Origin of the sequence: Aquimarina sp. AU58, assembly GCF_900312745.1 — a bacterium.
Lineage (GTDB): Bacteria > Bacteroidota > Bacteroidia > Flavobacteriales > Flavobacteriaceae > Aquimarina > Aquimarina spinulae.
On record NZ_OMPD01000009.1, the window covers coordinates 696,424 to 710,442 of the forward strand.

General features: G+C 30.2%; 15 protein-coding genes. All 15 read right to left on the bottom strand.

Going from position 1 to position 14,019, the window contains the following annotated elements:
• Window positions 1–9: 9 nt before the first annotated feature.
• Window positions 10–963 (bottom strand): ankyrin repeat domain-containing protein, encoded by a 954-nt coding sequence (locus DK441_RS09605; protein WP_109098519.1) that lies wholly within the window; start codon window positions 961–963, stop codon window positions 10–12.
• A 196-nt stretch (window positions 964–1,159) separates the two neighbouring features.
• Window positions 1,160–1,948 (bottom strand): hypothetical protein, encoded by a 789-nt coding sequence (locus tag DK441_RS09610; protein ID WP_160112023.1) that lies wholly within the window; start codon window positions 1,946–1,948, stop codon window positions 1,160–1,162.
• Window positions 1,949–1,990: 42 nt separating this feature from the next.
• The gene (locus DK441_RS09615) at window positions 1,991–2,419 is read right to left on the bottom strand and encodes a hypothetical protein (RefSeq protein ID WP_160112024.1); all 429 of its coding nucleotides are present in this window, start codon (window positions 2,417–2,419) and stop codon (window positions 1,991–1,993) included.
• Window positions 2,420–2,604: 185 nt separating this feature from the next.
• Complete coding sequence (locus DK441_RS09620; protein ID WP_109098522.1) at window positions 2,605–3,246, bottom strand: hypothetical protein; 642 nt, start codon at window positions 3,244–3,246, stop codon at window positions 2,605–2,607.
• A 172-nt stretch (window positions 3,247–3,418) separates the two neighbouring features.
• On the bottom strand, window positions 3,419–3,979 hold the full coding sequence (locus tag DK441_RS09625; RefSeq protein ID WP_160112025.1) for a hypothetical protein: 561 nt from the start codon (window positions 3,977–3,979) through the stop codon (window positions 3,419–3,421).
• A gap of 385 nt (window positions 3,980–4,364) precedes the next feature.
• Window positions 4,365–4,844, bottom strand: a complete 480-nt coding sequence (locus DK441_RS09630; protein ID WP_109098524.1) for a hypothetical protein — start codon at window positions 4,842–4,844, stop codon at window positions 4,365–4,367.
• A 114-nt stretch (window positions 4,845–4,958) separates the two neighbouring features.
• Window positions 4,959–5,480, bottom strand: a complete 522-nt coding sequence (locus DK441_RS09635) for a hypothetical protein (RefSeq protein WP_109098525.1) — start codon at window positions 5,478–5,480, stop codon at window positions 4,959–4,961.
• Window positions 5,470–5,880, bottom strand: a complete 411-nt coding sequence (locus tag DK441_RS09640) for a hypothetical protein (protein WP_025668096.1) — start codon at window positions 5,878–5,880, stop codon at window positions 5,470–5,472. Before DK441_RS09640 ends, DK441_RS09635 begins: the two co-directional genes overlap by 11 nt.
• Before the next feature lie 255 nt (window positions 5,881–6,135).
• Window positions 6,136–6,954, bottom strand: a complete 819-nt coding sequence (locus DK441_RS09645; protein ID WP_109098526.1) for a hypothetical protein — start codon at window positions 6,952–6,954, stop codon at window positions 6,136–6,138.
• A gap of 230 nt (window positions 6,955–7,184) precedes the next feature.
• The gene (locus DK441_RS09650; RefSeq protein WP_160112027.1) at window positions 7,185–7,883 is read right to left on the bottom strand and encodes a VOC family protein; all 699 of its coding nucleotides are present in this window, start codon (window positions 7,881–7,883) and stop codon (window positions 7,185–7,187) included.
• Between the two features lie 242 nt (window positions 7,884–8,125).
• Entirely contained in the window at window positions 8,126–8,956 is an 831-nt protein-coding gene (locus tag DK441_RS09655) for a hypothetical protein (RefSeq protein WP_109098528.1), read from the bottom strand.
• A gap of 86 nt (window positions 8,957–9,042) precedes the next feature.
• On the bottom strand, window positions 9,043–9,678 hold the full coding sequence (locus DK441_RS09660; RefSeq protein ID WP_109098529.1) for a hypothetical protein: 636 nt from the start codon (window positions 9,676–9,678) through the stop codon (window positions 9,043–9,045).
• 249 nt (window positions 9,679–9,927) lie between these two features.
• The gene (locus tag DK441_RS09665) at window positions 9,928–11,187 is read right to left on the bottom strand and encodes a hypothetical protein (protein WP_109098530.1); all 1,260 of its coding nucleotides are present in this window, start codon (window positions 11,185–11,187) and stop codon (window positions 9,928–9,930) included.
• A gap of 363 nt (window positions 11,188–11,550) precedes the next feature.
• Window positions 11,551–11,856: a hypothetical protein gene (locus DK441_RS09670; protein ID WP_109098531.1), complete on the bottom strand. Its 306-nt coding sequence runs from the start codon at window positions 11,854–11,856 to the stop codon at window positions 11,551–11,553.
• A gap of 240 nt (window positions 11,857–12,096) precedes the next feature.
• Complete coding sequence (locus DK441_RS09680) at window positions 12,097–13,941, bottom strand: hypothetical protein (protein WP_109098532.1); 1,845 nt, start codon at window positions 13,939–13,941, stop codon at window positions 12,097–12,099.
• Window positions 13,942–14,019: the final 78 nt, after the last annotated feature.

Here is a 14,019-nt window from a genome sequence, read left to right on the forward strand (position 1 = left end):
ATTGTTTTTTCAATAAGAATGACCAGGAGTCATCATCCTAAAGTCATTGGTTATCTTTATATTTTGAGTATATACTTGTTTATTTTTTAATACACCTTCTATTAGTAAATCTTTTTCGGTTCTAGTATCATTTTCTTGTGGCTGCATAAATGAAAAATCTATAGCGCCTTTATACTCTTCTATAGCGCCTTCTATTTCTGTTTCAATTTGATGAAAAGAAAAATCCCCGGGGCTATACTTTAAAGCTTGTATTTTTTCTGGTTGGTTGTAGCTGGGAAATTGATCTTGATATGTTTTAAGAGTAGCTCGAAAAGCTTCTTCAGAATTGGCGATTAATTTACCACCATTAATTGCTAAAACATAAAACGTTTGATCTTTATGGTTTTTTCCAAAATTTTCTAAGCAAATAGCCCAGGTAATCAATCGCTTTTTTACTTTATCTTTATCAACGAAGTCGAATGGAGATTTTGGCTGACCTTTTAAAAAGCCTTCCATCATACCGATATATGCGGGTTCGTAATACATTTCCTCTGCAAGTTCTAAAGCAGTTCCATATTCTCCTTTTTTATTAGGATCGGCACCATGATGTAATAGAAGATGTACCATCTTTACATTACTATTGCCTGTTGCTCTTTGCAGAGCTGATTGACCATTATGTAATACATCGACAGATACTCCACTCTCCAGAAGTATGTTTACCTCTTTCAAACCTTTATCTTCAGAAGCGAGAGCAACTAATACCTCTGCTTGATCTTCAATATCAGAGTTTTCTATAATTAATTTGGTGATTTCAGACGATCCATCGTGTTTGATTTGTGATAAAACGGCCAATTCAAGTGGCTTTTTCCCATATCCGTCTGGGGATTTAAGAGTCATTGTATTAAAATGCCCACCTTCATTTATATAAGACCTCAAAAATTCTATATTACCAGAAAGGATAGCTTTACTTAACTTTTCTTCCATCTTAATTATTGTTAACGTTCTGTGTATGAAACGTAGCAATTTTAAAAGTACTATATTTCGGATAAGCACAGAGCCGAATTTTATGTTCTGATTTTACTTTTTCTATTTTAAAAGCCAAATTTAAAAATTTGGCGGTTTTTGCAAATAAGCACTAACCTTTTGATTTACAATTATTAGCAATGTTTTATACACCGTGTTAAGCAACGTAATTTTCTTTCCAATCATTGATTTCAGCAATTAATTTTGGATATAAGCAAGATGTTTTTCCGTCTTGTGAAACCAAAATTTTAATTGTATCTCCAATTGATTTATTGTTGGTTAAGGCAAAATTATTAGACCTCGATTTGGAGACATTATTTTTATATTCATAATGTACATCCATCGACATTCCAAATTTTGAAAATGTAAATCCTTTATTGTGGCTTATTGAAATTATTTTACCCTCTTTAATTCTTCCAGTTTTGTAAAGATAAATTTCCTTCTTAATCCGAGAGTATAGAAGATAGCAAAAAACTAACCCGACCAATAAAAATACCAAAGCGACATAATAGATAAAATCGAAACCGAAGGAATATTGTTCGAATTCGGTTGGAATAGATTTTCCATCCAAATGTTTAATTGGAATTATATCACCTTTCTTTAGTTTATTAGTTTTCTGAGGATCGAAAACATTAAATTTAGATTGTTCTTTTTCTCCGTTTGATTCAAATTCATAAGTCAAAATTTGAGGATTATCACCATTAATAGTGATATTGTTAACTGACTCTATATTGATTAAAATAGCATTTTCTTTAATTCCATTAGATTCTATTTCCTCTACATTATCAACATAAGGTAAATCACTTTTAAATGAGTTTATCATCAGAGCTAAGGGGATGAAAAGGAACAATGTAAATGCAATTCCTTGAAACGAAATAAGTAATAAAATTGGTCTAATCTTGGCGCGTTGCCATATGGTTTTAAGGTTAGTTTTTCGGTACTCCAATGTTCTTTTTTTTATGTTCGTTAAGATACATAGTTTTATTTATTAGCTAATTATAGTTTTTGGTTTATCCGTTTTTTCCAAATTAGTCAAATCAAAATTTATTTTTCTTATGCCGTTGATTTTAAACGTATTCCATTCATTCATTCTCGTACCTTTAAATTTCCAATATTGCTTATGATTTAAGTTAGGACATTCTATATACCATTCTTCTCCAACTTTATCCAATGTAGTTAAAGCCCATACAATTGAATCATTGGTTTTTTCAAATTCAGATATTAGATAACAAAAGACGGTGAATTCTTTTACATTACTTTTATAAATTTCCTCAATATATAATGGAATTCCAATTGCTTCTTGAATCTGCCTTAATATTCGATTGACCTTTATTTCGTCCTTTACATTCAATTCAATATGAAGATTGAGAGTAGGAACTTTATTGATGTTTTTAGTTTGGGGCATTATTTCGTTCATCCAAATTATTGCTAACAATAATATATATGTACCAGTATACATATATCGGTTTACAAGTGTTTTGTTTTTTTAATTACCCAAAACTACCATTATCTTTTTGATATAGCAATGGTAATATATATAGTGGGGAAAGAACTTTTTTGTGTAGCTATCGTTAACGGATTGTGAATCCACGCTTTGAGGTTTTAATTTAACCAATATTCTAATTCAACATCAAGATAAAATGGTCCATAAGATATCTCAACTTCTCTAGCTCCACTTTTTGGAATTAGAAATGAAATATAAATTTTATCAGCTACCGAGTCAATTAACGTTTCTATTTTTAAATAATTTTCAATTACAACACCTTGGTTTTTAGCCATCTTCTCAATTCTTTTTGATTTTCTAATCGTGCGTTTATTTGCTGAGCAACCTAATACAGCAGTGTATTTTTGTGGAAAAATTGTATCAATTTTGTGCTTTCTAATACTTGCTTCAACAAAATTGTCATAATCATTGAAGCCCACTCCCCATTCTTTTAAATTATTCAAATAAGTGAATATTTTTCCAGTTGAAAAACGATATTCTTCAATAATTCCAAACTTATTCTCTTTAAAATCATAACCTTCTACTATTTTGATAACTCCCTTTGTTGAATCTATTCTTTTTTGCGTCTGATACTTTTGTCTGTTTAGAATTATAGATTTAAAATAGTTAAACTGTTCCTTTGTTAAATCGGATTTAATTGTACTTAGAGCATCATAAGTTTTCTCATTCCAATTTTTGATTGATTGTGAAAATGATATAATAGGGATAAAAATGATTAATAATGTCAAATTTCTATTCATATCTTAAGTAGTGACAAATTATATTGGCAATTATTATCAAAAATTGATCCGTTTATGTATATCATAAAACTTACACCTGTCAAAGTTTTTATGTAGGCGATGAGTATTGTATGGATTGCAAATCCGACTTTACTTTGATATTAGATAAGAATAGATAGTTATCTATATTTAATTATTGAAATGTATAATTCGATATTTTGTTTAGAGCAACAATATATTCATTAACATTTTGATAATTATGATGGCCTTTATAGGTGGCATAGGTTGTACCTTTTGGAAAGGTTAATACAGATTTGTTATCCAATCCCGTATTCAATAATGTTCCGTATCCAAGTTTATCATTAGCCATTGCAGCCAAAAATTTAGTGGGCATCTTTGTCGATCCCACGTATGCAAATATTGCCTCTTCTTTTTTCGATATTCTAAGAGTATTTTTTAATGTGCCCGAGGAAACAATGGGATTTGAACCTAGACTGGTAAATTTGATTATAGACCCTTTAGATATAATCTCTTCTCCTGTTTCCCAGACTAGATCATTTTCGTCTGCACCAAAACGATTTCCATTCCATTCAGAATCTGTAAAATGAATTGTTGTTTTTGGAGGTATATTAATAAAAGTTATAATTTCGAAACTATCATTACTAGCATTAAATCCAATAAATGCAATATCTCCAGAGTTTAATTTAGTAGAATTTTCTGATAGAAAAATTAAAATTATTAATGTTAAAATCATTCCATAAATAAGTCTATTGCCTTTCACCTCTTATAATCTTAGTTTAAGATAAAAGTATTTTATAATTAACTTAATTACATTAATTTCTGGTTACCTAATTGAAAATGAAATGTTAATTTTTCTTTTAATGAAATTTTAAATACCTAAGGTAGATTATCTTATGTCGAATTCACGTTTAAACGGTATTGATCGAACTTTTATATGGTGTGCTAACGTTTTGTGTATGGACAGTAGGGCAGGTTCGAAGCACCTCACTTTCGGTTTGCTACTAAGCCAAAACAAACGTTTTTACTTTTAATTTTCTTTTTATTAAACGTCAAAACTTTGTTTTGGCATTGCCTGCTCAAAGAACAGGACTTTCAATTTATCTCTAAATGCCCATTGGCTATACACGTTGTTGTAACACGTTTTTATTTTCTAATTCGGTTAGGTATTCTTTAAGCAATCTTAATTTTTCAGTCATATTCAATCTGATTTTTTGCGTGACTTTGTGTTTAATTATGCTGTAAGGAAATTTCAAATTGAAAGAGTAAGTGATTTTTAAGTCCGTCTTATTGTTGTCACTTGAAGAATAATTCCACGTTCCAATAAAATCCTTGAAAATTTGAGATTTATTAAGCATCTTGATTGAGATTTCATTGGGCGATTTAAAAGTCAAATACTCTGTTTCCATAAAAACACCTTCTATTGATTTTGTAAAAACTTTAGCTCCTTTTTTTAGCTCCTCACATTCATCAATGAAATCAATTTCTAAAGTCTGTTTATCCCATTTCTTTCGATTGTTGAAGTCTTGAGTAAAATCAAATAACCATTTAATATCTCTATTATATGTTTCTATTTCTGATATGGAATTTTTGAGATTCACTCTCTTTGCTTTAATGTGTTACAACAACAAAATATATGTATTAGTGCACTCACGCCTATTAAGGCGCTGAGTATTATACTATACGGATTGCAAATGCGCGTTGTTGGGTATATACTATTTATTCTTTCTAATATATTTTTCTACAACGTACCTTTTTATGTTAGCTTCTTTTACTTCCTCTAGCCCATATTGTATAAGAGTATCTCCTTTTATTTCTACCGTAAATGGAAATTTGTGACCTCTTACAGCTTCTACTGCACAATATTGTAATGTTTCTGTATACGTATTTCCTTCTAGAGTATAGGTGCCTCCCCCTCCATAAAAACCATCTGGGTTGGTATGATCTTGATTAAAAAATGCAAAATGATCCTTACCGATGATTTTTATAAAATCTGATGCGGTCATGTCTTTAATTTTTACAGAATCTCCTTCTTTGATCTCTCCATACACCATTTTCCATGCTCCTTCTATTTTTTTGATCTCTTTAGGTTTTGATAGGGTTGGGGTGGTTTCATTTTTGTTGCAGGTCATAAAAATAAAAGAACAAGCTACTAGTATAATTTGGTTTCTCATAAAATGTTGATTGATGTCGATAAAGTTAATTTTATTTTCTTTTTTTAATGGTTTATATTCCATCGAAGATGTTTTGAACCTGGTTCTCTAATAAAACATCTTCGCTTATTATTTTTAAGAGCGTTGTTTTGGATTTCAAAATTAACTCACCTTCATTTTCACCTTTTTGTATCTTATAACTATTAAGAAAAACCTTTTTCGAAAAATTGAATATCTCATCATTGTAGTTACTATCACTTAATTTGAATTCAATTTCTTGGTTATTTTTGATGTAATCAACATGCATTCTGTCGCTTTTAAATCCCGGAAGGATAACCTCAGAACGATTATTTCGGAATTTGATTTTCTCAGCATTTTCAAATCCTGTTACATTAAATGTTATTTCTATTCCATTAGAGATTGATTCTGGATATACCTTTTTCCCATTAAATTCCATTTCAGTAATAATCCAATTTCCGTCCATTATTTTTGGAATTCCGTTAGAACATGAAATTATTGAACATATAAAAATTATAAATAATAGTTTTTTCATAATTATTATGCATAACGTTTAATATATGTGTCGTAGTAGAGTAAATTGTTACTTTGCGTTGAGCTTTTCTGCGCATTGGTTGCGAATTTTCATTTCTGCAAGCATTGCACCTTACCAAAAATACAACAACCATTCGATTGATCACTCATCTGCTATGGTCACATATATGGTGTTGGCAACAGTTTTTTATTTTTCGTAAAACTCTTTTAAAATAATATTTTTTCCTTTGGTCAACCTTTTTAATTCTTTTATAAGATAATAACGGTGCATGAACCCATTAGTGACGATAATTCTTTTTCCTTTGTTTAGTTCAGCCATTCTCATAATGTTTTTAGCCATAGTTTGATTTCTTAAATCCCAAAACTCATCAGCTAATTGATATCCATCACGATAACTGATTTTTTGTCCATTTGGTTTAGTATGAAAACGGTTTGCAAACTCATCTCTTGTATTTGTTATTTTTGTCAACATCTTATACTGATAATATTGCCTTTCTGCACAAATACTATCTGTTGTAGGGTTATTAAAATTTTCAGGAGATTTAGAGGCTAGTACTTTTAGCGGTTCTATAAGAGCTTGCCATTTATTAAAAATATTAGCTTCTGAAGCAGATAATAAATTGGCTTTATTTAAACTGTCTAGAAGTTTTGTAGTTAACCCATCAGTGGGACGAGAACCAATATTTATTCTGTGTTGAATTCTACCTTCAAAACCATAGGGCCTTAATTTGGTCATAGGGTATTTTTCAGCATATTTTGTAGATGCCATAGTTTCATTACTATTTAAGGCTTTTTTTAGCCTAAAATCAGTGGTGAAAAAAGAGGAATCCCCTTCTAGTAATATTAAATCTGGCTTTATGTCTTCTAGTATATCAAAGAGGATTTCTGAATTAAAGTTGGGTTCTGGATTATGTAGAGTTCCAATGAGAATTATTTCAGTCGTTTTTTCTTTTTCACAAGATAGAATCGTTATTAAAGTCAGTAATATTAGTATTGTTTTATTCATTTTTTTTAATTGTTGCCAACAATAGTATATGCAAACCAATTCACATATACCCACTTATAAGTGTTTGTAATTGCTTATAAGCGTTTTATTTATTTAATCACCCAAAGCTACCATTATCTTTTTGATATGGCAATGGTAATGTATATAGAAGGAGGAGAATTTTTTTGCATGACTATCGTTAACGGATTGTGAATCTGTGTTGTTGGATTTTGTTGTTGTTTACAAGCAATTTATTTAAATGTTACCTCTCCTTTTGGGGTTTTAATGGTTACTTTAAGTTGTGTTGTATCGCTATCTTCCATCTTCATGAATTGAATCGTTGATTTGTTCTTCAATAAAATGTCTGCTATATCCTTCTTATTCGGAGTTTTAATTTGAAATTCTTTCAAAAAACAAAACGTGTTCTCTTGAATCGAAGGATGAGTTGTTTGATCAGACCAACTTATAAAGAAAGGATTAATGTTTAGCCCTGGATTAGTTATCCGTAATAACTTCCATTTCAATTCCTCTCCGTTGGGTTTATTTCTTGACCAATTTTCAATTCCTTTGGTTTCAAATTGAGAGTCTACGATTGTTTTTTCCAGAAATTCTATGGTATCAGTAGCTATTGCAAAACCAATAGGCTTTAAAACATTTATATTTTTAAAAAATTCAGGAATTGTGTCCAATTCATTCTTTGGTGCCAGGATTTCTATATAAATCATATCTCCCATGGGTACAATAGCATTATGAGTATAACTGTTCGGATGCCCGCCTCCATATACTGCTTTTACCCCGGTTAATTCCTCAAATTGCTTAATGCCCAAATCAAGGTCATTTATAGCCAGTATGATATGGTCTATTTGCATATTGTTTACTTCTTTTTTTGCACATCCTATGGATATCAATACTACAATGCAAAAAGCAAAATATGGATATTTTCTTTTCATTTTGATCATAATTATTCAGAATAATAATATATGTATACGGGTATACATATATCCATTTGTAGGTGTTTATAAGCATTAATCACCCAAAGCTACCATTATCTTTTTAATATAGCAATGGTAGTGTATAGGGTAGGAGATTTTTTCCTATATCATCGAAGTGCTAAGGTTTTTATCTAGACGTAGAGTGTTGTATTGCACGGATTTAAGGTGTAAATCTACGCTGTCTAGTTTGTTGTTGTTTATTATTTCTGTGTTCCTTCTAAGGTTTTTTGTAAATCTGAACTTGTTTTTTCGTCAATTATGCCCGTTAATTGGCCACTTTCAAAATCGTATTTTTTGATTAAAGTTGGCTCATTATATTCCTCATATAGGCCATCATTATTTTTATCAACTCCAAATCTGATAATCAAATCTTTACTATTATTAATGAATTTATAATTGTAAACATCCATTCCATCAATTCCGATTTTTTGCATTTTCTTTTGACTAAATGAATAAATATAAAGTGATTTAAAATCCATTAAATTTATCACTCCATCTTTATAAGTGTCTTTTTCAGATGCTTTTATTAATAATAGTATTTCTTTGTCAAAATATTCTGTTTTTATATCATTGAAGTTTACTCTTTCGTCAAATAATTTGTTGTTTTTTCCATTATTTGGATTGTAAACAATGACATTGTTAAATGCCCCATAAAACTCACCTGAATATCTACTATCTGGTTTTTCATAAAGTTCATCAGAGTAAGAAAATGCATTTAGAAGTCCGTTGATGTTTTCTTTTTCATTCAAGGTTTTGTGGGAAACAGGAATAATATAAATAGAATTTAAAGTATCTATTAATTTAGGGCTTTCGTATGAGATTACTTGTTCTCTTTTATTCTCCTTTTGTAGTTTTTCAATTTTTTCGTTAGATAAGATGCCTGTTTCAGGATCATGATAGTTAGATCTGCTATATTCTTGAATTGCAATTGAAATAAAAGCAATTAAAGCGACCACTAAAAATATCGCTCCAATTGTCCCCAAAACAGCAAGTAATTTTTGATTATAATTTTTTACTTTATCTATTTTCATTATTTAGTTTCTCAAATTAGTTACATCGGTTTGACTAAACTACATTTTAATGCAGTTTAGGTTTTATTAACAAAAGATTTTTCTAGTTACTCGCCTAATGTATGCAATAGAGGACCTTCCCATGCTGCTGCTTCTCTATATTCCTCATTAAAATAAAATGAAAGTGGGTAATTAATATCTAACTTGGATAAGCTTTCTTTAGTGAAATATTGTGGTATTACTTTTTTAAGGAAATCGTAAACCAATTCATTTATAAAATCGAAGGTTTCCTCAATAAATTTTTGGGTTCCCACATCTTCCATAGCTTCATCATTGCATTCTGCAGAATTAATAAAATTGTATAGCTCTATATAATCTTCTAATTCTAATAGCTCTTCGTGGTATTTATGATCTTCATTCGACAAAGCATGTAATTCGATAGTACCATGAGGCTCACTTAGTCTGAAATCAAACAAGTTAATATTGATGTCTTTGTATTTTGAAATAAGAGTATTAAGAATATTAGCAAAGATTTTATCTGTATTTTCTTTATCACAAAGTACTTGTGCAAGATCATCTATGATATCAAAAATTTGATATGAATCAATTTTGTCTTTAATTTCTTTAATGTTAACGCCTTTGTACAACTTAAGAATTAATGATTTTTTTGTTAAATAGTATTTCTTTTTATCTTCTGAAAACAATGTAGAAGTATTAAAGATTTCGCTTAGAGAGGTTGTCATTTTTTATGTTCTAATTTTTGTTAACCATAGTATATGCATACTTGTACACATATATCTGTTTATGGTGTTTATAAGCATTAATCACCCAAAGCTACCATTATCTTTTTAATATAGCAATGGTACTGTATAGGGTAGGAGATTTTTTCCTATATCATCGAAGTGCTGAGGTTTTTATCTAGACGTAGAGTGTTGTATTGCACGGATTTAAGGTGCAAATCCGCGCTGTCGGGTTTGAATTGTACAATCAATTTAGTTTTTATAATCTCTAATATCCTCTGTAGTAGCTGTAAGAGTTTTCATGAGAACAGAATCATATCTATAAAGTAGCTTTTTGAATTTCTTATCGTCTACCTTAATTTTTCCATTGTAAATAGCCTTTTTAAGAGGCCTTAAATCCAAGAGAGTCCAAAGATTTTCTTCCTGATGCTTAAATAATTTCTTATATTCTGGAACATATTTTAAACGATCAATTTTTTCTCCACTACTTCTAATATAATATCTGCCAGCAAGGGCAAGATTAAAACTTTTGGAATTATTTAATATTGATAATTCATATAAAGTATTTCCAATATCATAAATAGCTAAAGGGTTTTTTCCATAAACAGTATGCATACTACCCATTTTTAAGATCATTTTTGGATTAGGCTCCTTTAATAAAGCTTTTTTATAATAGTCAAAAAAGTAATGTTTCATCATAATCGCCCTGGAGTTATTACTTTCGAAGTATTGTTTTGTTGGACCATTTCCGTAAGCATATATTTTCCAACTTTTTTCTAACTCTGTCAATAGCGTAGTAAGCTCATTATCTACTCCTTTTGATTCAGCAATAAACTCAAGAATATGTTTATCTTTCAATAAAAGATTAAATTTAGATTTTGATTTCGTAGTAAGATGCTTTAATAAAGATGCGCGAGCTTCTTTATAGATCTTTTCATAGCTTTTTGAATTGTTTTTTAATTTTTTTGTCTTATTAAAAATATCATCAAATAAGAAGGGAGCTGCATATACAAACTCTTGATCGATTCCCCAGATATTATACGCATTAGTTATAGCAGTTTCTAGCATTCTAACTTCATCAACCCCATCAAAAAAGGGAATTGGATTTGTTAAATCATCTGGATTATACTTTTTATAAAAATTGGATAAAGAATCAATACCATTTTTTTGCTTAATAATAGATAGCAATTTTTTTTTACTAAAAGGACCAATCTCAATAGCAAAGTTGTTGTACCCTTTAGGCTTTAGTAAGTTAAGAATAGCAGAAGTAAATTCGGGAGTCTCTTTATTTCCGTGTAACTCACCAATCATAAAAAATTGAGAATTTTCAGCTTCTCTTTTAAGAAAATCTTTCCCATTTCCAATAATTTCATTGTTTACAATTTTGAAAGTATATGTATTTAACTGAATAATCGAGTCAATAGAATACTCATTTTGTGCAGACGACTTTCTTGAAGCAAAACAAACAAGCAACACAATAACAAAAAATAAAAATTTTCTAATATTTTTCATAGTATAGTAGTTTTTATCAAGATGGGATAATATGACAAATGTTACAGTTTGCTTAAAAATTAAGATTTAATTCATTGTCTTTTTCTACGCTAAAAAAGAGATGATTAATTTTTAATTATTGCCTACAATGATATATGCATACCAGTACCCTGAGGTGTCATACTGTGAGCCCTTCGACAAGGCCTGTCCTGAGTTTATCGAAGGACACAGGGCACGGGATATAATAAAAAACACGTACTCACGTACCCTGAGGTGCCATACTGAGCTTGAAGTGCTCTCGAAGGGTGTGGTATGGTTTATGCAATCAAAAACACATTTCTCTCACACGTACCCTGAGCGTAGCCGAAGGGTACTTCGAACCTCTCACACCAATTCTATAAGATATTTTAACCGATGATAACACTGTTTTGCCAGAGGGCGTAGGGATTCTCCCAGGGGGGTGATGTCATAATCGGTAGCCATACTCATAAAAGCGGCATAGGTCTCGGCCAGGTAGTCGTTTTTTTTATCACTGGGGATATGCATAAGCTGGTATATGATATCCAATATCTCTAGATGGTGTGTGTTTGATCCCTCTAATCCCAATTGCGCTAAGCCGTATACCAATTGGCAATGTTTAAGATCCTGTTGTATCAAATCGATGATAAGCTGCTCATTGTTTTGGTGCATGGTATCTGTTTTAGTGACAAAACAAATATCAGCCAATCATACCACATTCTTGTCATACAAAAAGTTGACAAAGTGTTTTTATTTAGAAAACGGAAAAGTAAATCCTACCATTTACTCTCTTTTGGAAATCTCTAAAGCTTTAGAAGTTTCGTTACCGGAGTTGGTGACGTTTTAAGGTTTTTTGTTTAGGTTGCTTATCGTATTGCTGGTATTGTAAATATGCGATGTCAGTTTTTCCACCTATTTGCTTAATACTTTCAATATTCTCTCCTCATTAATTACAATATCTCTAAACAAAACATGCGGAAATTCTTGATATTTCGATGTTTTAAAAGCCTCAAATATATTCGAGAGGGTCGAGGCTGTGATTAAAGACAAATTCATTTCCATGTCCATTCCACAATCGGAAACAAAATCATCACTAAACTCTGGTGCAACAAGCAAAATTTTAACAATCCGTAAGTCATTTTTAAGTGCTAAATTTTGATATGATTTTAATTGCCGTGAAACTGCACTAAACTTATTGTACCCTCTTTCCTTACTGGTTTTACATTCTACAATGATAATTTCGTTATTATTCAAATTTAAAAGAATATCCATCATATCCTTTTGGGTGTTCAGTTGATTTTTTAACTTATCGTCTACGTCAAAACCTAGGCCTTTGAAAATTACTTTGGTTAAATCCTCGAATTTTATACCAAGCTCACTTTCTTTAACTAGGATTCCATTTTCTTTGAGTAAGTTAAGATTGCGATAAGCAACATTTTCATAGTTTTCTAAGTATAAATTATCAACATCTTTGTAATGTTCGAGAATGTTTAAAATATCATCTCCACGTTGCTTAATCCCGTTGTCTTTTATGAATTCGGTTAAATCTTTTTTTACGATTAAATCTAAAATATCTCTAGGTTTAATATTATAATCAATCAAAAAGTCTGCTTTAAGTACAAATTCATCTTGTAACTCAAATTGATCTTTAATCTGTTTATTTATTTTCGGTAACGATTGATTTAACTCAGCGAGTAACTTGTCAAATCCGTCTAATGAGATACCTACTTTTTCATCACGCTCAACATTCTCGAAATGCCCAATTAAACTATTAATCTTGTCGTCTAAAGTGCTGCCTTTTAAATTCTTGATATTTAAACCTTTCTCACAAAGTTCATTTAAGATTTTTTTTCTTTCTGTTAGTGTACTTCCTGGTTTGTAAATATCATTCAAAAGTAGATTTATGAAAGAAACACCTTCTTTGATTATTTCCTCGATTTTTTGAGAGTATGATAACTTTCTATCAATATTATGTTCTCTTCCGATTTGGTTGATAATTGGTTCTCTTAAAAGTTTAAGCGTTCTACGATAGAATTTCTCGGCAACTTCTTTTTCTCTCACTTTACGTAACATTCTAACCATTTCGTCTGCCACATAAATGGTATTTTCTTTATTTGAATAAAAAATAACACCAATGTTTTTTAGTCCTTTTATTACATCTTGAATATCAAGTTTTTTGATTGGTAAAATCGAGTAATTAATCAATTTCATTTCCTCTTGAGAAAGTCCAAGTTGTCTGGCAAGTGTTAGAATTATTGATAATTCATCTGAAGTTATTTTTGCATCTCGGTTATTTTCAACATCATTGTGGTAAGCGGTGTGCAAACAAGATTTGTAAATTTTGTAATCTCTTTTTCGTGCTGTGCTTAATTCCGATTTATCATTTTCAAAATCTTCGTTGAGTCCTTTAATTCTACTTTTTAGATGTTTGATTTCGTTTTCGTATAATCTCGAAAACCAATCTTGTTTCATAATGCAGTTTCCGTCACGAATGATAATGTCAATTAAAATGTCTAATTGCGATGTGATTTCTTGAAATTCACACTTAATGTGTTCTTGAAATTCGTTTGCGGTTAATGCGAAAATCTTCGATATGTTTTGATTGTCAACTGATTTCAGACCTTTGTCTGATGAACTTAAAATCTTGTTGATTTCTTTACCGTTCTTTGGGTTTTTAGATATGATATTGTCGATTATTTTGATAAATGAGTTCTTTTCTATCGAACCGAGTTTATCCAGAATCTTTTCTAATTTCATAAAGTTTGATATTTATTACTGTTGTTTCTTAAGCTTGTGTACAATGTCTCGGCTCGTATGTTAGTGCGGGAATTAAAA

What these genes read in the sequence shown, in the direction of transcription:
- DK441_RS09650 (WP_160112027.1), bottom strand. Translation starts at nt 7,883, where the DNA reads ATGAAAAGAAAATATCCATATTTTGCTTTTTGCATTGTAGTATTGATA.
- DK441_RS09640 (WP_025668096.1), bottom strand. Translation starts at nt 5,880, where the DNA reads ATGGACGGAAATTGGATTATTACTGAAATGGAATTTAATGGGAAAAAG.
- DK441_RS09645 (WP_109098526.1), bottom strand. Translation starts at nt 6,954, where the DNA reads ATGAATAAAACAATACTAATATTACTGACTTTAATAACGATTCTATCT.
- DK441_RS09605 (WP_109098519.1), bottom strand. Translation starts at nt 963, where the DNA reads ATGGAAGAAAAGTTAAGTAAAGCTATCCTTTCTGGTAATATAGAATTT.
- DK441_RS09635 (WP_109098525.1), bottom strand. Translation starts at nt 5,480, where the DNA reads ATGGAATATAAACCATTAAAAAAAGAAAATAAAATTAACTTTATCGAC.
- DK441_RS09625 (WP_160112025.1), bottom strand. Translation starts at nt 3,979, where the DNA reads ATGATTTTAACATTAATAATTTTAATTTTTCTATCAGAAAATTCTACT.
- DK441_RS09670 (WP_109098531.1), bottom strand. Translation starts at nt 11,856, where the DNA reads ATGCACCAAAACAATGAGCAGCTTATCATCGATTTGATACAACAGGAT.
- DK441_RS09615 (WP_160112024.1), bottom strand. Translation starts at nt 2,419, where the DNA reads ATGAACGAAATAATGCCCCAAACTAAAAACATCAATAAAGTTCCTACT.
- DK441_RS09660 (WP_109098529.1), bottom strand. Translation starts at nt 9,678, where the DNA reads ATGACAACCTCTCTAAGCGAAATCTTTAATACTTCTACATTGTTTTCA.
- DK441_RS09655 (WP_109098528.1), bottom strand. Translation starts at nt 8,956, where the DNA reads ATGAAAATAGATAAAGTAAAAAATTATAATCAAAAATTACTTGCTGTT.
- DK441_RS09680 (WP_109098532.1), bottom strand. Translation starts at nt 13,941, where the DNA reads ATGAAATTAGAAAAGATTCTGGATAAACTCGGTTCGATAGAAAAGAAC.
- DK441_RS09620 (WP_109098522.1), bottom strand. Translation starts at nt 3,246, where the DNA reads ATGAATAGAAATTTGACATTATTAATCATTTTTATCCCTATTATATCA.
- DK441_RS09665 (WP_109098530.1), bottom strand. Translation starts at nt 11,187, where the DNA reads ATGAAAAATATTAGAAAATTTTTATTTTTTGTTATTGTGTTGCTTGTT.